Source organism: Pseudomonas sp. KB_12 (assembly GCF_052114545.1).
GTDB lineage: Bacteria > Pseudomonadota > Gammaproteobacteria > Pseudomonadales > Pseudomonadaceae > Aquipseudomonas > Aquipseudomonas brassicacearum.
Window position 1 is genome coordinate 206331 of sequence record NZ_JBFREY010000001.1, and the last position, 22112, is coordinate 228442.

Genomic DNA, 22112 nt, shown 5'->3' on the forward strand with positions numbered 1-22112 from the left:
CCTACTCCTTGGCGACGCGTTTCATGTCTGCATCCATCATCATGCGGATCAGGGTGTCGAGGTCGGTCCTGGGCTTCCAGCCCAGGACGCGTTGTGCCTTGGCCGGGTTGCCGAGTAGCACTTCGACTTCGGCCGGGCGGAAAAACGCCGGGTCGATCTTGACGAAGTCACGGTAGTCCAGGCCCACGTGTTCGAAGGCAATCCTGCACATCTCGCGCACAGTGGTGGTGACGCCGGTAGCCACTACGTAATCGTCGGGGGTGTCCTGTTGCAACATCAGCCACATGGCCTCGACGTAATCGCCGGCAAAGCCCCAGTCGCGCTTGGTGTCGATATTGCCCAGGCGCAACTCCTGCTGCTTGCCCTGCTTGATGCGCGCAGCGGCATCGGTGACCTTGCGGGTGACGAACTCGATGCCACGCAGCGGTGATTCGTGGTTGAACAGGATGCCGCTGTTGGCATGCAGGCCGAAGCTTTCCCGGTAGTTGACGGTGATCCAGTGGCCGTACAGTTTCGCCACGCCATAGGGGCTGCGTGGGTAAAACGGGGTGTGCTCGTCCTGCTGCTCGGCCTGGATCAGGCCGAACATTTCGCTAGTGGACGCCTGGTAGAAGCGCGTATGCGCGCTGAACTGGCGAATGGCTTCGAGCAGGTGGGTGACCCCCAGCCCATCGACGATGCCGGTGGTCACCGGCTGGTCCCAGGAGGCCGCGACGAAACTTTGCGCGGCCAGGTTGTACACCTCGTCCGGCGCCGACTTGATCACGGCCCGTTGCACCGAGCAGGCATCGGCCATGTCACCGTCCAGGTAAACGATGTCCTGTTCGATGCCCATCTCTCGCAGCCGCCAGCGCGAGTCGCTGCTTCGTCGCGCCACCAGGCCGTGGACCTTGCAACCCTTGTCGAGCAGCAACTTGGCCAGATACGCGCCGTCTTGACCGGTGATCCCTGTGATCAATGCACTTTTCATTCTTGTTGTACCCGTATCTCCCAGTCGGACAGGATCGCCCGCAAGGATTGTTGTGTTGTTGTTTCAGGCGTCCATCCGGTGGCCTGTCGTAGCTTGGCTGGGCTACCACAGACGCGACGCTGTTCTGCGCGGCGAAGGCGCGCAGGGTCCTGGATCAGTTGCACGTCGACCTGGGCGATATCGCCCAGTTGTTCGATCAGGCTGCGAATGCTCTGCTCGCGGCCCGAGCAGATGTTGTAGACCTGTCCCGGGGCACCGTTGTCCAGCAGGGCCAGGTAGGCCGAAATCACATCGCCGACATCGAGGAAGTCGCGGGTCACGTCGATATCGCCCACTTGCAGCCGAGCCGGTTGCAGGCCCAGCTTGATCCGGCTGATTTGCCGGGCGGCGCTGGCAATGACGAAGCTGTCCTTCTGCCCGGGACCGACGTGATTGAACGGGCGGGCCACCAGCACCGGCCAGCCTTCGCTCATGCCCCATTGCAGGCTCAGCAGTTCGGCCGACAGCTTGCTCACCGCATACGGGTTGCGCGGGGAGGGCAGTTGCAGTTCGGTAATCGGCAGGTGGTCTTCGCTGACCTGGCCATAGACATCACCGGAGCTGACATACAGGAATGTCCCGGTGAAACCCCGGGCCTTGAGGGCCTGGAGCAGGTTCAAGGTGCCCAGCAGGTTGATGTGCAGGGTGCGTGCCGGATCGCGGAAGGCTTCGGGGACAAAGGTCTGGCCCGCCAGGTGGATCACGGCGTCGGGAATCTCGGGCCAGAGGCCTTCCAGGGTCTTGGCATCCATCAGGTCGTAGCGGGCAGCGACAGGCATCACCTGCCACGCCGAATCATGACCGTTCAGTCGAGATTTGAGGTGACGTCCAACGAAACCGCTGAGGCCCGTAACGAACAGACGTTTTTTCAAGCACCAGCCCCCTTTGACGGTTGCTTCGTCTAGTGCGAACCGAGTGGGAAATTTCCGTAAGATCGGGGAAAAATCACGCAACGATCAGCCTGGAGAAGCATTTGTTGTAGTTGTTTGGTTGCCAATCTGGGCCAATTTCAACGCAATTTCAACAGCGCAAACCGTGACCGGTCAGTTCTCATATTTATAGCTGGTTTATTCACGTCGAGCGGTTCACGAACCCTTGGTGGATGTGTTTAGAATGCCCCTCGTCACACTGTCCCAGGTTTCGATCTTCGAGATGAGCCCAGGGGCGGGACCACAAAAAAACAAGAACGAGACGGGTAGCAAGACGAACGACGCGTGGCGGCCCCGGGCCGGCTCGATGCGTGACTCGACCGTCATGAAGTGGGGCTGCCGGGACGGCGGTGCCATGATGGGATCCCATGAATTTCATTCTTTACTCGGACGTAAACGATCACTCCATCAGCCAGAGCCTCGGTCGCCCTGAGTACAGCTATTACTTCGTGCTCAAGGCCTATCGTCCCGTGCTGGAAAGCCTGGGGCCGGTGCATGTGGTGTCGTCGGTCGCCGAGGTCGATCCGCTTTACCAAACGTTGCAGGCGGCCGGGCAGGACTGCTTGTTTCTTTCGTTCTCACCTCCGCACAAGACGCCGCTGGGCCTGCTTTGTCCGATGGTCTGCGTGGTGGCCTGGGAGTTCGATTCGATCCCGGCCGAGCACTGGGACGACGACCTGCGCCATGACTGGAGCCGCACGCTGGCCCGTCATGGTCGGGTGATTACGCTGTCCAGCCACACGGCCGAGGCGATCCGTCGAACTTTGGGCGAAGACTTCCCGGTGTTGGTATTGCCCACGCCGCTGTGGGAGCGTTTCGCGGCGGTTCGTGAGCAACACCCAGGCTTGCCGGTGAACCCGGGAACGACCTTGCAGATCAAGGGCTGCATCATCGACAGTCGGCCTCTCGGGCTTTCGGCGGACGGCTTGATCGCGCCGATCTTCGAAGAGGCGTCGGAGCCCGAACCGGAGCCCGAACCCGAACCAATCATCGAGCCGCCGCCCCTGACTTGGCGGCGGCGGGCATTCATTTCCCGCCATTACCTGCGTGAAATGATTCGCGCGTTTACCAGCAAGAACGAGCAGGGCCCTGTGTGGCTGTTCAAGCACAACCTGGTGTGCTGGTATCGCGAAGCGGTCCGCGACTTGATACCGGTGCCGATACGCGTTGCGATCAGCAGGATCCTGAGGGGGCCGGCACCGCCGCCGGTGATCGTCGAGGCCGTTCCAGAGCCTGTTCCTGCACCCATTCCAGAGCCCGCGCCACCGGAACATCCCCAGGCCGTCCTGCCGGACACCAGCCAGGTGGTGGAGACCGACGTCAGCGGGGTGGTGTACGTCAGCGTGTTCAACCCCGATGACGGTCGCAAGAACTGGCATCACTTGATCACCGCATTCTGTTGGGCCCTGCGCGATGTCGAGGACGCCACGCTGGTACTGAAAATGACTCAGAACGACCTGTCGACCTACTACGTCGAGCTGCTGACGCTGCTGTCCCAGCTGTCGCCGTTCAGTTGCCGGGTGGTGGTGATGCACGGTTACCTGGAGGACGAACAATTCGCCCGGCTGTATGGCGCGGCGAGTTTCTACGTCAATGCGTCCCGCTGCGAAGGCCTGTGCCTGCCGTTGATGGAGTTCATGTCCTGCGCCCGCCCAGTCATCGCACCGGACCACACGGCGATGCGCGACTACATCGACGCCGAGGTGGCCTTCATCGTCAAGTCCAGCCGCGAACCGACCATCTGGCCGGAAGACTCGCGCATCTTGTACCGCACCCTGCGCCATCGGCCCGACTGGGGCTCATTGAAACTCGCCTACCAGCAGAGCTACGCCATGGCGAAGCACCAGCCGCAGGCCTACCAGGCCATGGCCGTTGCCGCGAACGAGCGGATGCGCCGCTATTGCGCGTTCACCCCGGTGCAGCAGCGCCTGGCGGATTTCCTGGCTGTGCCCGGCTGTGACGAAGGGCTGCCGCTGGTGCTCCAGGCAGGTACCGCCTCATGTTGATCATCATTTATTCGGAAACCAACCAGAGCAACATTCTGGAAAACCTCGGCAAGCCCGAGTACAGCTATTACTTCGTGCTCAAGGAGTTTCGCCCGGTGTTGGAGCGGCTGGGGCGGGTCGTCGAAGTGACTCGGCCTGACGACGAGGTCGATCAGCTGTACGCCGATTGCCTGGGGCGTGGCGAGGATTGCGTATTCCTGTCGTTCTCCCCCCCTCATCGTACTGCTGCCCACTACGCTTGCCCGACAGTTGCGGTGTTCGCCTGGGAGTTCAGCACCATTCCTACCGAAAGCTGGCAGGGCGAGCCGCGGCACGACTGGCGGGTGGTCCTGGGCGCAACCGGCATGGCGATTACCCACTCCAGCTTCACCGTTAAAACCGTTCGTGAAGTGATGGGAGAGGACTTCCCCATCACTGCCATCGCGGCGCCGGTGTGGGACCGCTTTGCGGCGCGCGGCGCGGTGCTGGCCCAGCGGCCGACGGTGGAGCACATGCGCCTGCAATTGCGTGGCCTGTTGATCGACAGCCGCACCACCGACCTGCGGCCTTATGGTCCGCCGGTGCATCAGGCGGGTACGCCGCTGGTGCTGGACGGCCCGGCGCAGGATTGCGAGTTGCTCCTGGACGGTGTGATCTATACCTCCGTGTTCAATCCTTATGACGGCCGCAAGAACTGGAAGGACATGATCAGCGCATTTTGCGCGACGTTCCGCGACGTTTCCGACGCGACTCTAGTGCTCAAGCTGACGCATCACGACGTCACTGCCGCGCTCACCGACATGCTCCATCACGTTTACAAGAACCAGTCGTACCGCTGCCGCATCGTGCTGATACATGGATACCTGGCGGACGCGGATTACGAGCGGCTGGTGGAAGCCACCCGATACGTGGTCAACAGTTCCTATGGCGAAGGGCAGTGCCTGCCGTTGATGGAGTTCATGTCCTGCGGCCGTCCGGCGATTGCGCCGCTGAACACAGCGATGGCCGACTACATCGACCACGACAATGCGTTTGTGGTGGAGTCGACCGAGGAGTTGACCGCCTGGCCCCACGACCCCCGTGCCGCGTACCGGACCCTGCGTTATGTCACCGATTGGGACTCGCTGTGTTCGGCCTACCGCGCCAGTTATGACGTGGCCAAAAACGACCCCGAGCGTTATCGCCGCATGTCGGCCCACGCCGTGCGCAGCCTGGAGAAGTTCTGCAGCCAGGCCAACGCCGAGCAGCGTTTGCGGGTTTTTTTCGAAGCCATACCTGAGCGGCGCCGGAACGCGCAGGAGTCATGATCCGCCGATGGCTGGCCGGGCTCAGGCCTGCGGTGGAACCTTCGCCACCGCCGGTGGTGGCCGTTTCGCCCCGGGATGCCGGCCTCTACGACGCGCTGCTCGACGGCTGGTTTTGCAGTGAAACCGGTGAATTGCTCAAAGGCTTTGCCATCACGGCCGACGACACCTTGCTGGATGTCGGCTGCGGCGAAGGCGTGGCGACCCTGTTTGCAATGCGCCAGGGTGCCTCCGTGATCTTTACCGACAGCGAACAAGACAAGGTGCGCGACCTGGCCCGCCAGGTCGAGGCCCAGGCCGGTGCGCCTTTCCTGGGCCTGGTCAGCAACAGCCTGCCGCTGCCCCTGGCCGATGGCTGTGCGAACAAGATCGTCTGCATGGAGGTGCTCGAGCATATCCATGAGCCGGAGCCGTTCATGGCTGAACTGGTGCGCATGGGCCGGCCAGGGGCGCAGTATTTGCTCAGCGTGCCGGCATCGGTGGGCGAGCATTTGCAGCAAGGCATCGCGCCGCCGGGCTACTTTCAAGCACCCAACCATGTGCAGATTTTCAGTGCCGAACGATTTGCCGCGCTGGTGGAGGAGGCCGGGCTGGTAATCGAGCATCGCCAGGCCAGCGGATTTTTCTGGGTCATGGGCATGATTTTCTTCTGGGCCAGCGAGCAGGCGGCTGGCCGGGACCTGGAAGGTGCGGTGCGCGACCGCATCCAGGCGCCGTATCCTGCGTTGATGGAGCGTTGGGCGAGCCTCTGGCAGGACCTGCTGACGCAACCTGACGGCCTGGCGATCAAGCAGGTGCTGGACCGGTTCATGCCCAAGAGCCAGGTCATCATCGCGCGTAAACCCGATCCTTTCTCCGGGAGCACTTCATGAGCAGCAAGCGGATCATGGACATCGAGCTGCTGCGCGCCGTTGCGGTGATGGGCGTGTTGTTCCATCACCTGCAAGGCATGCCGTTTCCTGGCGGATGGCCGGGCCTGGCAGCCCTGGCCGACAGCTTCCAACTGTGGTGGGGCGTGGATCTGTTCTTCGCGATATCCGGGTTCGTCATCGGACGCAGCCTGATCCCGCAATTGCGTCGCTGCGACAGCCCTCGGCCATTCTGGATCGTCACCCGGGATTTCTGGATTCGCCGGGCGTTTCGCCTGTTGCCGTCGGCCTGGCTCTGGCTGCTGCTGGTGCTGTTCGCGGTGTTCTTCCTGAACCGCTCCGGGGCGTTCGGCAGCGTGCAGGCCAACCTGCAGGCGACCCTGGCCGGTTTCCTGCAGTTCGCCAACCTGCGTTTTGCCGATGCGTTCATGCACTATGAATACGGCGCAAGCTTCGTGTACTGGACGCTTTCCTTGGAAGAGCAGTTCTATTTGATCCTGCCGCTGCTGGTGTTTGTCTCGCGCCGCTATCTGGTCTGGGTGCTATTGGCGGTGGTGCTGGTGCAGTTTTTCACCTGGCGGGCGCTGTGGCTGTCGGTGATCCGTACCGATGCCTTGGCGCTGGGTGTGTTGTTGTCGATCTGGAGCCTGCGGTCCAGCTACTGGCGGTTCGAGCCCACATGGTTGCGCCGCCCGCCCTTGGGGGTGCTGTTGGTGGTGGGCCTGGGCAGCGTGATGGCCTGGATCGCGACCGAGCACTTCAATTTGTCGTTCTACCGTCTCGGGGTCATTGCAGTGCTCAGTGCCGTGCTGGTCTGGGTGGCCTCGTATGATCGGGATTACCTGTTGCCTCGCAGCCGTTTTAAAACGGCGCTGACCTGGATGGGCAGTCGTTCCTATGGGATCTACCTGATCCACATCCCGGTGTTTTTCCTGTTGCGCGAGTTGTGGTTTCGTTTCGCCCCCTTGGGCTCGCCGGACCCGGCAAGCCATCCCTGGCTGGCCCTGGCTTGTGCCTTGTCGCTGATCGGGCTGTTGAGCGAACTCAACTACCGCTGGGTCGAAATGCCCATGCGCAATCGTGGCGCCCAACTGGTTGAACGCCTGGCCGCCGCCCGAACCGTCCTTCCTGTCTCTGGAGCCCCGTCATGCTGAGCCTTTTGAAGAAACTCACCACGGGCACGCCCGCGCCCGCTGAGCCGGTCGCCGACAAGGTCGACCCGTATATGCTCGGGCTGCACGATGCGATGCTCAGCGGCTGGTTCAACCAGCAAACCGGCGAGCTGTTCACCGGGTTCCCGGTGACCCCTGAAGACACGCTGCTGGACGTGGGGTGCGGCGACGGCGGCAACGTGCATTTCTGTGCGATGCGCGGGGCGAAGATCATCATCGCCGACATCGACGCGGCCAAGGTCGAGGCCACTCGCCAGCGCTTGAGCGACACCCCCGCGCGCGAAGTCGAGTGCCACGTGACCGACTGCAACCCGCTGCCCATTGCCGACGCCACGGCCACGCGGGTGGTGTCCACCGAAGTCATCGAGCATGTCGACGACCCGGCGCAGTTCCTTGCCGAACTGGTACGGGTCGGCCAGCCCGGTGCGCTGTACCTGTTGAGCGTGCCGCACCCCAGCTCCGAAGACCTGCAAAAGGACATCGCCGCGCCGGAGTACTTCCGCAAGCCCAACCACATTCGCATCATCAGCGAAGAGCAGTTCAAGGCGATGGTCAGCGAGGCCGGGCTTACGGTGTTGAGCCACAGCCAATACGGTTTCTACTGGTCGATGTGGATGTTGTTGTTCTGGGAGGCCAAGGTCGATTTCAGCAACCCCGACCACCCATTGCTCAATCATTGGGCCGACACCTGGCAAACCGTGCTGAATTCACCGCGCGGTGCGCAAATCAAGCAGGCGCTGGACGCGGTGGTGGCCAAGAGTCAGGTGATTATTGCGCGTAAGCCTTGATGACGTTGGTAGACCTCAACCCTGAGGGAGCGAGCTTGCTCGCGATAGCATTGGTTCAGCCGCCTATAGATTGACTGATACACCGCTATCGCGAGCGAGCTCGCTCCCACAATGACGTGCACGGCGTTAATCTGCACATCTTTTGCGCGCGGTAAGGCTTCATGACTTTTCTTTTCCGGCTCTCCCTGGCCCTCGCCGTGTTGCTTTTGGCGGGCTGCGAACAACCGCCGCCCCCAGCCCTGGATCAACAGTTGTATATCTGGCAGCGTCAATGGACAAAGGCCCACGAGCCGGCGCTGCGCCAGAGCCAGGGCGATTTCTCCAGCCTGCGGGTGCTGGCGTTGCAGGCTTTTCCCGGAGCGGGCTGGAGCCGTGCGCGGATCGATCCGGCTTTGCTCAAGGCTGATGGCCGTCCGCTGATCGCTGTGATTCGCCTGGACGGGCAGCTCAAGGCTTTGGACCAGGACGAGGTGATCGCGCAGATCCAGCAGGTGCTGGGCGATTGGCAAGCCCAAGGCCTGACCCCGGTAGGGGTAGAAATCGACCACGATGCCGGTAACGCACGGTTGCCGGCTTATGAAAAGTTCCTCGGCCAACTGCGGCAAGCCCTGCCGGCCAATGTGCGGCTAAGTATTACCGCGCTACCGGCCTGGCTCGACAGCCCCGCCTTGCCGGGGTTGCTGGAAAGGGTGGACAGCAGCGTGCTGCAGGTCCACGCGGTGAGCGACCCAAGGCAGGGATTGTTCGATCCGAAACAGGCCCGGCACTGGGCGCAACGTTGGAGCGACGTCACCACACGGCCGTTTTATCTGGCCCTGCCGGCGTACGGCGTGGCGCTGCTGACCCAGGAGAGTGGCGTGCCGGTGGTGGAAAGCGAAGTGCCGATCGATCGCGGTGGCGAGCGTCGGGAGTTGCTGGCCGATCCGCAACAAGTGGCCGGGCTTGCGGCAGATTTGCGTGCCGATCCGCCGAAGCATCTCGCTGGGTTGATCTGGTTTCGCCTGCCGCTGGCCGGCGACCGACGGGCGTGGAGCCTGACCACGCTCGGCGCCGTCGCCCGGGGAGACAGCCTGGACAGTCGCCTGGCGTTGCAGTGGGGGGAACAGGGTGGTTTGTACGATATCCGCCTGGTTAACCAAGGCAATCTCGACAGCCCCTGGCCCCAGCGCCTGACGCTGGCTGTCGGCGCGTGTGACGGCGTCGATGCCTTGGCCGGTTATACGTTGCAACAAACCCCCGGACTGCTTACCTTCACCCGCATTCAGGAAGGCCGCTTGGCTGCTGGCAGCCAACGGGCAATCGGCTGGGCGCGCTGTACGAAAATTGACCAAGGAGGTTTCAATGTTTACCCGTAAGTGGCCTCGTCACCTACTGTGTCTGAGCCTTTGCCTGCCGCTGGGCCCAGCGCTGGCCTGCGGGCCGGATTTCCCGATGCGCCTGCTGGATAACCGCGCCCAGTCACTGGCCGAATTACCCGAAGGCAGCTTTCGCTTCGAGGTCAGCCGTCTCGGTCAGGCGATTGCCGGGCTCAAGCCGGCCACCGACGCGACACGCAATCCGGACTACAGCTATGACGACCCGCCGTCCTACGTTGAACAACGCAACCAGGCCGAGCAGATCGGCCTGACCCCGCCGCAGCAAGCGGTGGTGGAGCGCCTGCGGGCCCTGACCGATGTCGACCAGGTGGCAGCCGAAGCGGCCAACCTGCCTGATGAGCTGCGCCTGTATGCGATTGGCGCGGCGGCTTTCAACATCGGTGAGCATCAGCGCGCTGTGGAAGCGTTCCAGCAATTGCTGGCGTTACCGGCCGACCAACGTCGGTTGCGCAGCACATGGGCCGCGTATTCCCTCGGCCGGGCGTTGTTCGCCGTGAGCACCGAGGCCGGCAGCGGCGACCCTGTAGTCTTGCAGGACCAGGCGCGAGCGGCGTTTCGCCAGGCCCGCGAGTTGAGCATTGCCGGCTTCAGCGATCCGCTGGAACTGGGCATCGCCAGCCTTGGCGAAGAAGCCCGGGTGGCCTACACCGCTGACGATTGGGACAGTGCCATCGGCCTGTATGCGATCCAGAACCTGCAAGGCTCCCCGGTGGGCTACAGCTCGTTGCTGCAATTGGCCGGTGATTTGAGCGTCCAGCCGGATGAGCGCTTGAGCGAGCTGCTCAAGTCCAAGGCGGTGCAGCGATTGGTCACCGCCTACCTGCTCAGCCGCGTCGGCTGGTGGGACGGTGAAGAACCCTCTGGCGAGAAAAGGCTGTTCGAACTGTTGCAAGCCAACGCCCGGGACAACCTGGACGATGCCGACCGTTTGGCGGCGGTGAGTTACCAGCACGGCGATTACGCCAGTGCCCAGGCTTTTGTGCAAAAGGCTGCCGACACCGGCCTGGCCTGGTGGGTGCGTGCCAAGCTGGCCTTGCGCGACGGCGACAAAGTGGCCGCAGCGGCGGCTTATGCCAAGGCTGCCCAGGCTTTCCCGAACGATGAATCCTGGGGCAGCCGGCGGACACCGGATTGGAACTTCGAGTCGGTGCAGCCCAAGTGCCGGGTCGAAGGTGAAAGCGCGATCCTGGCCTTGCAGCGCGGCGATTACCTGCAAGCCTTCGATCAGCTCTATCGCGGCCAGAGCAATTATTGGTACGACGCCGCCGCAGTCGCCGAGCGTGTGCTGACGGTGGATGAGCTCAAGCAGTACGTCGACGCCCAAGTCCCGGCACCACCGGCGTTGAGCCAGGAGGATCGGGACAACTACGTGCCGCTGCCGGTGGCTGCGAGCCTGCGCAATCTGCTGGGTCGTCGGTTGTTGAGGGAAGGGCGCTTTGATGAGGCACCGGCTTATTTCGATAACGCGGACCTGCAGAACAAGGCCCGCGCCTATGGGCAATTGCGCCAGGACGCGGAGTCCAAATGGTGGCCAACCCGACGGGCCGAGGCCTATTTCAATGCGTCCTGGATGGCGCGCAAATGGGGCATGGAGTTGCTCGGCTATGAGATGGCGCCGGATTACGCCAGCCTGGGCGGCAACTACAGCCTGGAACCGGTTGAGCTGAAGGTCGGGCCGCTGGTGGCCGAAGGCGAAGTGCAACGCCAGCAGGCCAGCGCGGCGCAGCCGGACATGCGTTATCACTATCGGTTTGTCGCCACGGCGCTGGCGAGCCAGGCGGCGGATTATTTGCCGCATACCAGCCAGGCGTTTGCGGCGGTGTTGTGCAAAGCGGTGGGCTACAACTCCAGCCTTGAGGAGCAAAGCGCGCTGTATCAACGCTATGTGAAGGAAGGTCCGTATGTGGATTGGGCCGGGGATTTCGGTCATCAATGCCAGGAACCGGACTTCAGCAAGGCGAACAAACGCTACGTGACCCAGGCCTTGGACCCGATACGCTCGACGCTGCGACCTTACAAGGGTTGGCTGGAAGTGAGCGGGGCCGTGCTGCTGGTAGCGGTGGCGTTGGGGCTGATCAGCCGGCGCCGGCGCAAGGCGCGGATATCGGCCAGCTAAGCTGAATAACCCATTGTGGGAGCGAGCTTGCTCGCGATGAGGCCATTACATACGCCTTTGTAGCGTCTGCAATGCAGCCATCGTGAGCAAGCTCGCTCCCACAGGTGGGGGTGTTATCGCCAGTGGGGCGTGTCCCTACATCTGCGTCGCCATCCCCTCCACATTCATCGCCGCCTGGCGCAAAGCCTCCGAGCGGGTAGGGTGTGGGTGGCAGGTCAGGGCGATGTCCTCGGCTGAGGCGCTGAACTCCATGGCCACGCAGTATTCACCGATCATCTCACTGACGCTCGGGCCTACCAGGTGCACGCCAAGGATCTCATCGGTGCGTTCATCGGCCAGGACCTTGGCGAACCCTTCGGTCTCATGGTTGATCTTGGCTCGGCTGTTGGCGGTGAAGGGGAACTTGCCGACCTTGTAGGCACGGCCTTCGGCCTTGAGCTGTTCCTCGGTCTTGCCGACGCTGGCCAGTTCCGGACGGGTGTAGATGACGCTGGGAATCAGCGCATAGTTGACCTCGGCGGCCTTGCCGGCGATCTGTTCGATGCAGACCATGGCTTCGTCCTCGGCCTTGTGGGCCAGCATCGGTCCGGACGTCACATCACCGATGACCCAGACGCCGGGCGCTTCGGTCCGGTGATGCTGGTTGGCGAGCATGCGGCGTTTGTCGGTGCTCAGCCCGACGTTCTCCAGCCCCAACCCTTGCGTGTAAGGCCGACGACCGATGGCGACCAGTACGTAATCGGCGTCCAGGGTCTGTGCTTCGCCGCCCGCCGCCGGCTCTATCTGCAGTTGCACGCCGCTGGCCGAGGGAATGGCTCCGGTGACCTTCGAACTCAACTTGAACTGGATGCCCTGTTTACCCAGGGCCCGTTGCAGGGTCTTGCCCGCTTCGCCGTCCACCCCCGGGCAGATGCGATCGAGGTATTCCACCACGGTCACCTGGGCACCCAGGCGCCGCCAGACCGAACCCAATTCGAGGCCGATGACGCCGGCGCCAATCACCACCAGATGCCGGGGCACCTCACTCAGGGACAAGGCGCCGGTGGAATCGAGGATGCGCTGGTTATCGATGGTCACGCCTGGCAGGGGCATGGGTTCCGAGCCGGTGGCGATGACGATGTCCTTGGCGCTGAGTTGGGTCTTGGTGCCATTGTCGCCGGTAACGGTCACCTTGCCGGGCCCGTCGATGTGGCCCCAGCCTTTGATCCAGTCGACCTTGTTCTTGCGAAACAGGAACTCGATGCCCTTGGTCAGGCCGGCCACGCTTTCGTCCTTCTGCTTCATCATTTGCGCAAGGTTGAGGGTGGGGCTGACTTCAATGCCCAGGTTGGCGAATTCCGCTCCCGTGGCGGCTTCGTACAGCTCCGAGGCATGCAGCAAGGCCTTGGAGGGCATGCAGCCGACGTTCAGACAGGTGCCGCCCAGGGTGGCTCGGCCTTCGACACAGGCGGCTTTCAACCCCAACTGCCCGGCCCGAATCGCCGCGTTATACCCGCCGGGCCCGCCGCCCAGAATGATCACGTCGTAGTTGCTCATTGCTGTTCTCCCGCTTGGCCTGATAAAAAATTATGTACGTAATATGAGCGTTTCCAGAGATTTCGGTCAAGGCTTAAGTCAAGAGGCCGGCGCAGGCCTTGGCATGAAGAATTCAAAACGGAAATTTCACAGGAATCGTTATAAGGTAACGGCATATAACGAAGCGTCGGTGGCATCTGTCCACGGGCCCAGATTTTGATCGCCACGAGTGCTGGGGTGGTATGCAAGTCGATCTTGATGTCGAGGGGGCACAGGTGGCCGAATGGCCGCGTTTTCAGCGCGCGTCGTTTCAGGGGCGCCGTTTGAAGCAGATCGCCTTCGGCCTGGGAAGCGCGGCGGGCTTGGGCTTGGTATTGGCGTTTTTTATCGGGGTGTTTTCGCCACACTCGCTATGGCCGGTTTTGCTGGTCAGCCAAGGCGCGGGACTCTTGGTGCTGGTGGCGGGTTTGCAATCGGCCTGGTGGGTCACGCAATGGCGTAGCAGCGCGCTGCTGCCAGCTGTGGATAACCTGCCTGCGGAAAACGAGCCTATTGATAACCTGGGTTGGTATGAGCGGCTGCTGGAGCGAATTGGCGCTCGCGGAGTCGGCCTGCTGAAACAGATCGGTGCGCCTGCGTTGTGGTTGGCCGGGTGGTCAGTGCTGGTATTGCTGGGCCTGGAGCAAGCCTGGAATTTGCAACTGCCGGCTGCAGCCCTCGGTGTCTCGGCCAGTGTGGGGGCGGTGTTGTCGTTGTTGTTGGCGTTCGGACTATTGGTGTTCGAGCGGCAATTGGCCCAGCAATCTCCGGTGGAATGGCCGGAAGCGCCGTCGCTGGCGCAACTGACGCGGGTGGCGATCATCGTGCTGGTGCTCGGCGCCTTGTGTTTGTTGTTCGCCGCAGAAACGTCCATCTGGCCGATGCGCCTGGCCGTGCTGATGGGGCTGTTGCCGGGCGTGGTGGCGGCCGAGTTTTTGCTGCGTGCGGTGCTGTCGTTATTCATCCCGCGCCGGGACGCCCTGGAACCGACGCTGCTGGGCCGCAGTGTCATCGCCGATCTGCTGCGCTGGCCGCCGCAACCGTTGCTGGCCTTGCAACATGAACTGCACAACCGTTTTGGCATCGACCTGCGCCAGATCTGGGCCTTCAGCTACATGCGCCGGGCTTTTTTGCCGGTGTTGGCACTGGTGGTGCTGGTGGGCTGGTTGTTGACGGGCGTGCACGAAGTGCCGCTGCAGGGGCGTGGCATCTATGAGCGCTTTGGCAAACCGGTGGAGGTGTTCGGCCCTGGCTTGCATGTCGCGTTGCCTTGGCCGTGGGGCAGGGTGCTCAACGTCGAGAATGGTGTTGTGCATGAACTGGCGACTAGCGTCGCGGAGAGTCGGGCAGTGGTCGAGGCTGAACCGGCGGAGGGGCCGGCGCCGGCAATCGCCAATCGGTTGTGGGACGCCAGCCATGTGAACGACAAGTCCCAGGTCATTGCCAGTCGTCGTGCCGACCAGCAGAGCTTCCAGATCGTCAACATGGACGTGCGCTTTGTCTACCGCATCGGCCTGACCGACGCCGCGGCGTTGGCGGCGACCTACAACAGCGCCGATGTGCCGACGCTGATCCGCAGCACCGCCAGCCGCATCCTGGTGCATGAGTTTGCGTCGCGCACGCTGGATGGTTTGCTGGGCGCGGACCGTGTCAGCCTCGCCGACGAAATCGGTCGCGCCGTCCAGGCTGATTTGCAATCGCTCGATAGCGGTGTGGAAATCCTGGCGACGGTTGTGGAGGCGATTCATCCACCGGCTGGTGCGGCCAATGCCTACCACGGCGTGCAGGCGGCGCAGATCGGCGCGCAGGCATTGATCGCCCGAGAGCGCGGCGCGGCGGCGGAACAGACCAACCAGGCGCAATTGCAAGCCAGCGTCGCCCATGACCAAGCCACGGCCACCGCCCGGGAAATCAACGCGACTGCCCAGGCCGCTGACCTGCGCTTCAGTGCCGACCGCAAAGCCTACGCCACGGCGGGGCACGCTTTTGTGCTGGAGCATTATCTGGGCCAACTCAGCCAGGGCCTCGCCAATGCCCGGTTGCTGATTCTCGATCATCGCCTGGGCGGCAGCGGCAACGCGCCGACCATCGATTTGCGTACCTTCACGCTGCCGGCAGACCCCGCGTCGCCGCGTAACCCTGTCCCGCCAGGAGCTGCCCATTGAGCCAGTCCTCTTCACACGATCACCACGACCACGCCGGTCATCACCATGGTCATCATCACCACCATCATGGCGATCCGCAGCAGGCCGGTCCGTTCCCGTGGCGGCGGATGGGTTGGGCGGCGTTGCTGGTGGCGTTTGCCATTGCGGCCGCAAGCCTGGTGCAAGTGCGCTCGGGGGAGGCCACGGTCATCACTCGTTTCGGTAATCCGGCGCGGGTGCTGCTGCAACCTGGCTTGGGTTGGCGCTGGCCGGCGCCGTTCGAGGCGGCGATCCCGGTGGACCTGCGGTTGCGCACCACGTCCAGCGGCTTGCAGGATGTCGGCACCCGTGATGGCCTGCGGATCATCGTCCAGGCCTACGTGGCGTGGCAGGTGCAGGGTGACCCGGAAAACGTGCAGCGTTTCATGCGCGCGGTGCAGAACCAACCGGACGAAGCCGCACGGCAGATTCGCACCTTCGTCGGCTCGGCGCTGGAAACCACCGCCGCCAGTTTTGACCTGGCGAACCTGGTCAACACCGACGCCAGCCAAGTGCGCATCGCCGATTTCGAAGCTCAGCTGCGTCAGCAGATCGATCAACAGTTGCTCACCACTTATGGCGTGCGCGTGTTGCAAGTTGGCGTTGAGCGCCTGACCTTGCCCTCGGTGACGCTGACGGCGACGGTGGATCGCATGCGTGCCGAGCGTGAGACCATCGCCACCGAACGCACCGCCATCGGCAAACGCGAAGCGGCACAGATTCGTTCCGCCGCAGAGCGTGATGCGCGAGTCTTGCAAGCCGATGCCACGGTGAAAGCTGCGGATATCGAAGCACAGTCGCGGGTAGAAGCGGCCGAGATCTATGGCCGGGCATACGCGGGCTCCCCGCAGCTCTACAACCTGCTCCGTTCGTTGGACACCTTGGGCACCATTGTCAGCCCAGGTACGAAGCTGATTTTGCGCACCGATGCGGCGCCATTCCGTGTCCTGGTGGACGGTCCAATTTCCGTGGACGGCAAAGGTGGAACACAGCCATGAGTTTGGTTCCACGTGGAACAAACGAGTTATCCAGTCCGTGGATCCAGGCCGGACGCCTGGCATTTCTTGCGCTTTACGCCGTCACGGTGCTGGCGGCGTTGGCCTGGGTCTTTTCCAACGTGCGGCAGATCGATCCGCAGAATCGTGCGGTGGTGCTGCACTTTGGCGCCTTGGATCGCATTCAGAATGCCGGCCTCTTGTTGGCGTGGCCTCGTCCTGTGGAACAAGTGGTCTTGCTGCCCGCTGCGGATCGGGTGCTTGAGCGGCGTGTGGAAAATCTGCTGCGCTCGGATGAGGCCCTGCAAGCCGATCGTGTTGCCAGTTTCGCCACGCCGGTCAGCGATGCGTTGGCCGGCTCTGGTTATTTATTGACCGGTGATGCCGGCGTGGTGCAACTGGATGTACGGGTGTTCTACAAAGTCACCGACCCTTATTCCTTCGTCTTGCAAGGTGAACATGTCCTGCCGGCATTGGACCGGTTGGCGACCCGCAGTGCCGTGGCCCTGACTGCAGCCCGGGACCTGGACACCATTCTGGTGGCTCGCCCCGAACTGATGGGCAGCGACAGCCAGGCGGCTGAACGCCGTGAACGCTTGCGTGGCGATCTGGTGCAGGGGCTTAACCGACGCCTGGCTGACCTGGCGGCGACGGGGCAGGGGTTGGGTATCGAAGTGGTGCGGGTCGATGTGCAATCGAGTTTGCCGGGGCCGGCGGTCAGTGCCTTCAACGCGGTGCTGACGGCCAGCCAGCAGGCCGATAAAGCCGTGGCCAACGCGCGCACCGAAGCCGAAAAACTCAGCCAGGTCGCCCGCCAAGATGCCGACCGTGCAGTGCAAGTCGCCCATGCCCAGGCCAGCGAACGACTCGCCAAGGCTTCGGCCGACACGGCCACGGTGCTCGGCTTGGCGAAGACCCAAGGCAGCGATCCGCAGATGTTGCTGCGCCTGTATCGCGAACGCATGCCTGCCATCCTTCGCCAGGCCGGTTCAGTGACCACGGTCGATCCGAAAGACGATTCCCGCCTGATCATCCAGGGAGCCGGACAATGACCGCCCAAACCAGCGCTGCACCGATGTTGTCCTCGACGGAACAACGCATCGCCGCCCGACAACTGACCTTGGCGATGCTCGCCCTCGGCTTGCTCGCATTGGGCCTGGTATGGCGCGGTTGGTCGCCGGAGCAGAGCGGTGTCAGCCAACTGCTGTTGGGGTTCGCCTCGCTGTTGGTGGCGGTGCCGGTGATGCGTTCGGCCTGGTACAGCTTGCGTTACCCAAGCCTGCACGGGATTACCGACCAACTCATCGCCCTGGCGATGCTCGGTGCCTGGGCCACCGGCGATCTGCTGACGGCGGCGTTGTTGCCGATCATCATGATCTTCGGGCATGTGCTGGAAGAGCGCAGCGTCATTGGCTCCCAGGAGGCGATCCATGCCCTTGGCCAACTGACCCGCAGCCAAGGTCGCAAGGTGCAGGCCGACGGTTCGATCATCGATGTCGACAACGCGACACTCCAGCCCGGCGATGTCGTGGAGGTGCGCGCTGGCGATCGGGTGCCGGCCGATGGTCGGGTGTTATCCGGCCAGGCCAGCCTCGACACCGCGCCCATCACGGGTGAGTCGGTGCCGTTGGAGGCTGTGGTCGGTACTGATGTCTTTGGTGGCGCGATCAACCTGGATGGCCTGCTGCGCCTGGAAGTGACCCGGACCGGCGAAGAATCAACCCTGGGCAAAGTCATCGCCCTGATGCAAAACGCCGAACGCTCCAAGCCACCCATCACTCGCCTGCTGGAACGCTACGCCGGCAGTTACCTGGTACTGGTGTTGTTGCTGGCGGCGGTGACTTGGTTCGTGACCAACGATGCCCAGGCGATGCTGGCGGTATTGGTCGCCGCCTGCCCTTGTGCGTTGGTGCTGTCGGCGCCGGCCACCGCCATTGCCGGGATCGCGGTGGCGGCGCGCCACGGGATCCTGATCCGCAGCTCGGCCTTCCTGGAAGAACTGGCGGACCTGACGTCGTTGGTTGTCGATAAGACCGGTACTCTGACGTACGGCGTCCTGCGTCTGCAATCCATCGAACATGCCCAGGATGCTCATGCATCGTTCCTGCTGCCTTTGGCTGCCAGCCTCGGTTCGGCCAGCAGTCATCCGGTCAGTCGTGCGTTGGCGGGGCTGGTGGAACAGGAAGATTGCCTGGCGCTGACGGACATCCATGAGCGCCAGGGGTTGGGGGTGGTCGCGATGACCGCCCAGGGCGAAGCGGCGCTCGGGCGGCCGGAGTTGTTTGCACAACTGGGCATTCAAACGTCAGCGGTCCCGGAGCACGACGGCCCGATTGCCGGCCTGGCCCTGGACGGGCAGTTCCTCGCCTGGCTGTTGCTGGCCGACAGCGTCAAGCCGGAGGCGCGGGTTGCCATGGCCGAGCTGCGCGAGCTGGGCCTGGGACGTCAGTTGCTGTTGACCGGCGACCGCCAGAGCGTGGCCACGACGCTGGCCCGGGATGTCGGCATCGGCGACTTGCAAGCCCAGGCCCTCCCTGAAGACAAACTCAAACGGGTCATGGCCGAAATCGACCATGGGTTCCGCCCCATGGTGGTGGGCGATGGCATCAACGACTCCCTGGCGCTCAAGGCCGGGGTGGTCGGCGTTGCAATGGGCGCAGGCGGTGCCGACATCGCCCTGGCGTCGGCAGACATCGTGCTGATCGGCAGTGACCTGCGCCGCCTTGGCACCTGCGTGCGCTTGAGCCGCCAATGCAGGCGCACATTGCAGGTCAACGTGATCATTGGCCTGGGCTGGACGCTGGCAATCGTCGCCTTTGCCGCCTTCGGCTGGCTCGGCGCGGCGGGGGCGATGATCGCCGCGCTGCTGCACAATCTCAGTACCCTGCTAGTGTTAGGTAATGCAGGGCGATTGCTGCGGTTCCAGGAGCCACTCCTGAAAATCCAAGCGAAGGGAACCGTTGGATAACCCTTGGCGAACTGTGCGTCACCCTTGCAGTCTCTGTTGAAGAGGGCGCACCCATACTGGCAGTACCCGGCACAAGGAGTGAATTTGGGACGGTGATAGAGAAAGGCTATAAATTCGATAGCCTGCTATTTTTCTATGATGGTCTACCCTCATTTTCAGACGTCTGAAACAAGGGGGATTTTTCATGCTCGCGCAACTTCCACCGGCCTTACAGAATCTGCATCTACCGCTTCGGCTGCGGCTCTGGGATGGCCATGAATTTTCACTGGGTGACGACCCCAGTGTCACGATCGTGGTCAAGGACCCACAAATGGTCGCGCAATTCACCCATCCCAGCCTGGATGCGCTAGGAGCGGCCTTCGTCGAAGGCAAACTGGAACTCGAAGGTTCGATTCACGAAGTCATTCGTGTCTGCGATGAATGGAGCCAGGCCTTGATCGAGGATGACGCCGACAACCAGCCGGTTCGCTCGCTCCACGACAAGGAAACCGACGCCAAGGCGATTTCCTATCACTACGATCTTTCCAACGCGTTCTATCAGCTGTGGCTCGACAGCGACATGGCCTATTCCTGTGCCTATTTCGAGACGGGCAATGAAACCCTCGAACAGGCCCAGCAAGCAAAATTCCGCCACTTGTGCCGCAAGCTGCGATTGCAGCCGGGTGACTATTTGCTGGATGTCGGTTGCGGGTGGGGCGGTCTGGCGCGTTACGCCGCGCGGGAGTTTGGTGCCAAAGTCTTCGGGGTTACCCTGAGCAAGGCGCAGCTGGCACTGGCTCGGGAACGGGTCAAGGCCGAAGGCCTGGAGGATCTGGTCGAGTTGCAATTGCTGGACTACCGCGACCTGCCCCAGGACGGTCGCTTCGACAAAGTGGTCAGCGTCGGCATGTTCGAGCATGTTGGCCACGCCAACCTCGAGCAGTACTGCAAGACGTTGTTCGGCGCGGTGCGGGAGGGCGGGTTGGTGATGAACCATGGCATCACCGCCAAGCACACCGACGGTCGTCCGGTCGGTCGTGGCGCCGGTGAGTTCATCGAGAAGTATGTATTCCCCAACGGCGAGCTGCCGCACCTGTCGATGATCTCTGCCGAAATCAGCGAAGCGGGGCTGGAGATCGTCGACGTGGAAAGCCTGCGCCTGCATTACGCGCGCACGCTCGATCACTGGAGTGAACGCTTGGAGGACAATCTCGAGGCCGCCGCGAAGGAAGTACCGGAACAGGCGTTGCGGATCTGGCGTCTGTACCTGGCCGGCTGTGCCTACGCGTTCGCCAAGGGCTGGATCAATTTGCACCAGATCCTGGCGGTGAAGGCCCACGCCGACGGTAGCCATGAGTTGCCCTGGACCCGCGACGACATCTACACGCCTTAGAGAATCGGGGAAATAAGCCGGGCGATTCGCATGCCGATCTTCTGCAGGCGGTGGGTCTCCCGGCTTTCCTGTTTGTCGATTTCCACGGCTTGGGCGAAGTCCTGCTCAAGCATCTGCTCGACCTCGGTGGCAAACGGGATATCCACCGTGAGCAGCATGACTTCGAAATTCAGGCGGAACGAACGGTTGTCCAGGTTCGCACTGCCGATGGCGCTGATTTCCCGGTCGATCAGCACCACTTTCTGATGCAGGAAACCCGGCGCGTAACGGAACATCCGCACACCGGCCCGCACCGCTTCAAACGCATACAGGCTGGACGCGGCGTAGACGATCTTGTGGTCCGGCCGCGAGGGCAGCAGGATGCGCACGTCCACCCCGCGCAGCACCGCCAGGCGCAAGGCCGCGAACACCGCTTCGTCAGGGATGAAGTAAGGCGTTGTGATCCAGACTCGCTCGCTGGCCGCATGGATAGCTTCGACGAAAAACAGCGAACAGGTTTCGTAGGCATCGGCCGGGCCGCTGGTCAGCAACTGGCAGAGCACACCGTCGTCCGGGTAGGTGTCTGGCAGGATCAGCGGTGGCAGCGAACGGGCCGCCCAGAACCAGTCCTCGGCAAACGACTCTTGCATACTCCCCACCACCGGGCCGCAGACTTCGACATGGGTGTCGCGCCACGGCGCCAGGGGCGGCTTTTCGCCCATGTATTCATCGCCCACGTTGTGCCCGCCAACGAAGCCTAGAACGCCATCCACCGCCACGATCTTGCGGTGGTTGCGAAAGTTGACCTGGAACCGATTGAGCCAGCCGCTGCGGGTGGCGAAGGCTTTCACGTGGACACCACCGTCGCGCAGCGCCTGGACGTAGCGGTGGGGCAGGGAGTGGCTGCCAATGCGGTCGTAAAGCAGATACACCGCCACGCCTTCGGCGGCTTTTTTCAGAAGCAGTGTCTGCAGGCGTAGGCCGAGGCGGTCGTCGTGGATGATGAAAAATTGAATCAGCACGGCCTGCCGTGCGTTATCAATGGCCTGGAAGATTGCCTCGAACGTGGCCTGCCCATTGACGAGCAAACGCACCTGATTGTTCGCCAGGCACGGTGTGCGCCCCAGCTTGGGCATGGCCCGTAGCGAGTCGTAGGCCTGGGAGGCACGGGCGGTCAAAGCTTCTTCAACCCACGGCCGCCAGTTCAGCTCGGAGATCGCCTTGCGCATCTCTTCGTTGGCTTGTCGGCGCGCCTTGATGTAGCCATCAAAGGTGCTGCGCCCGAAAACCAGGTAAGGGATCAACGTCAGGTAGGGAATGAACAGCAGCGACAGGGCCCAGGCAATCGAGCCTTGGGCCGTGCGCACCGTCAATACAGCGTGGACGGCGGCAATGGAACCCAGGGTGTGGAGCAGCGCGATCAGGTAACCGAAAACATGCGGGCCGAAATAATCCATGGGGCATTCTTGCTCCGGAAGTTTCAATGCTTAACAGACCATGTTCCATGGCGAAT

The 22112-nt window shown here is 62.7% G+C and carries 16 protein-coding genes; 12 read left to right on the forward strand and 4 right to left on the reverse strand.

Going from position 1 to position 22112, the window contains the following annotated elements; all coding sequences use genetic code 11:
• Window position 1: 1 nt before the first annotated feature.
• Entirely contained in the window at window positions 2-970 is a 969-nt protein-coding gene (gene gmd, locus AB4Z20_RS00985) for a GDP-mannose 4,6-dehydratase (protein WP_442089151.1), read from the reverse strand.
• Entirely contained in the window at window positions 967-1881 is a 915-nt protein-coding gene (locus AB4Z20_RS00990) for a GDP-mannose 4,6-dehydratase (RefSeq protein ID WP_253470531.1), read from the reverse strand. The genes gmd and AB4Z20_RS00990 overlap by 4 nt, the downstream gene beginning before the upstream one ends.
• A 425-nt stretch (window positions 1882-2306) precedes the next feature.
• On the opposite strand from AB4Z20_RS00990, the gene AB4Z20_RS00995 reads away from it, so the two are divergent.
• The 7 genes from AB4Z20_RS00995 (at window position 2307) to AB4Z20_RS01025 (ending at window position 11548) form a co-directional block, all read left to right on the forward strand.
• Window positions 2307-3944: a glycosyltransferase gene (locus AB4Z20_RS00995; RefSeq protein ID WP_442089152.1), complete on the forward strand. Its 1638-nt coding sequence runs from the start codon at window positions 2307-2309 to the stop codon at window positions 3942-3944.
• Complete coding sequence (locus AB4Z20_RS01000; protein WP_442089153.1) at window positions 3938-5230, forward strand: glycosyltransferase; 1293 nt, start codon at window positions 3938-3940, stop codon at window positions 5228-5230. Before AB4Z20_RS00995 ends, AB4Z20_RS01000 begins: the two co-directional genes overlap by 7 nt.
• Window positions 5227-6099, forward strand: a complete 873-nt coding sequence (locus tag AB4Z20_RS01005; RefSeq protein ID WP_253470525.1) for a class I SAM-dependent methyltransferase — start codon at window positions 5227-5229, stop codon at window positions 6097-6099. The genes AB4Z20_RS01000 and AB4Z20_RS01005 overlap by 4 nt, the downstream gene beginning before the upstream one ends.
• Entirely contained in the window at window positions 6096-7250 is a 1155-nt protein-coding gene (locus AB4Z20_RS01010) for an acyltransferase family protein (protein ID WP_442089154.1), read from the forward strand. Before AB4Z20_RS01005 ends, AB4Z20_RS01010 begins: the two co-directional genes overlap by 4 nt.
• The gene (locus AB4Z20_RS01015; protein ID WP_253470521.1) at window positions 7244-8056 is read left to right on the forward strand and encodes a class I SAM-dependent methyltransferase; all 813 of its coding nucleotides are present in this window, start codon (window positions 7244-7246) and stop codon (window positions 8054-8056) included. The genes AB4Z20_RS01010 and AB4Z20_RS01015 overlap by 7 nt, the downstream gene beginning before the upstream one ends.
• Before the next feature lie 161 nt (window positions 8057-8217).
• The gene (locus tag AB4Z20_RS01020; RefSeq protein ID WP_253470519.1) at window positions 8218-9411 is read left to right on the forward strand and encodes a DUF3142 domain-containing protein; all 1194 of its coding nucleotides are present in this window, start codon (window positions 8218-8220) and stop codon (window positions 9409-9411) included.
• Entirely contained in the window at window positions 9398-11548 is a 2151-nt protein-coding gene (locus AB4Z20_RS01025; protein WP_442089155.1) for a hypothetical protein, read from the forward strand. Before AB4Z20_RS01020 ends, AB4Z20_RS01025 begins: the two co-directional genes overlap by 14 nt.
• 135 nt (window positions 11549-11683) lie before the next feature.
• Here AB4Z20_RS01025 and lpdA read toward each other — a convergent pair whose 3' ends face one another.
• Window positions 11684-13084, reverse strand: a complete 1401-nt coding sequence (lpdA, locus tag AB4Z20_RS01030; RefSeq protein ID WP_442089156.1) for a dihydrolipoyl dehydrogenase — start codon at window positions 13082-13084, stop codon at window positions 11684-11686.
• Window positions 13085-13305: 221 nt separating this feature from the next.
• Between lpdA and AB4Z20_RS01035 the strand changes: the two genes are divergently transcribed.
• The 5 genes from AB4Z20_RS01035 (at window position 13306) to cfaB (ending at window position 20620) form a co-directional block, all read left to right on the forward strand.
• Window positions 13306-15267, forward strand: coding sequence for an SPFH domain-containing protein (locus tag AB4Z20_RS01035; RefSeq protein WP_442089157.1), 1962 nt, complete (start codon window positions 13306-13308; stop codon window positions 15265-15267).
• Window positions 15264-16283 (forward strand): protease modulator HflC, encoded by a 1020-nt coding sequence (gene hflC / locus AB4Z20_RS01040; protein WP_253470512.1) that lies wholly within the window; start codon window positions 15264-15266, stop codon window positions 16281-16283. The genes AB4Z20_RS01035 and hflC overlap by 4 nt, the downstream gene beginning before the upstream one ends.
• The gene (hflK, locus tag AB4Z20_RS01045) at window positions 16280-17332 is read left to right on the forward strand and encodes a protease modulator HflK (protein ID WP_442089158.1); all 1053 of its coding nucleotides are present in this window, start codon (window positions 16280-16282) and stop codon (window positions 17330-17332) included. The genes hflC and hflK overlap by 4 nt, the downstream gene beginning before the upstream one ends.
• On the forward strand, window positions 17329-19248 hold the full coding sequence (locus AB4Z20_RS01050; protein WP_320389654.1) for a heavy metal translocating P-type ATPase: 1920 nt from the start codon (window positions 17329-17331) through the stop codon (window positions 19246-19248). The genes hflK and AB4Z20_RS01050 overlap by 4 nt, the downstream gene beginning before the upstream one ends.
• A gap of 184 nt (window positions 19249-19432) precedes the next feature.
• Entirely contained in the window at window positions 19433-20620 is a 1188-nt protein-coding gene (gene cfaB, locus AB4Z20_RS01055; protein ID WP_442089159.1) for a C17 cyclopropane fatty acid synthase CfaB, read from the forward strand.
• On the opposite strand, the gene cls is transcribed toward cfaB, so the two are convergent.
• On the reverse strand, window positions 20617-22056 hold the full coding sequence (cls, locus tag AB4Z20_RS01060; RefSeq protein ID WP_214511091.1) for a cardiolipin synthase: 1440 nt from the start codon (window positions 22054-22056) through the stop codon (window positions 20617-20619). The genes cfaB and cls overlap by 4 nt on opposite strands.
• Window positions 22057-22112: the final 56 nt, after the last annotated feature.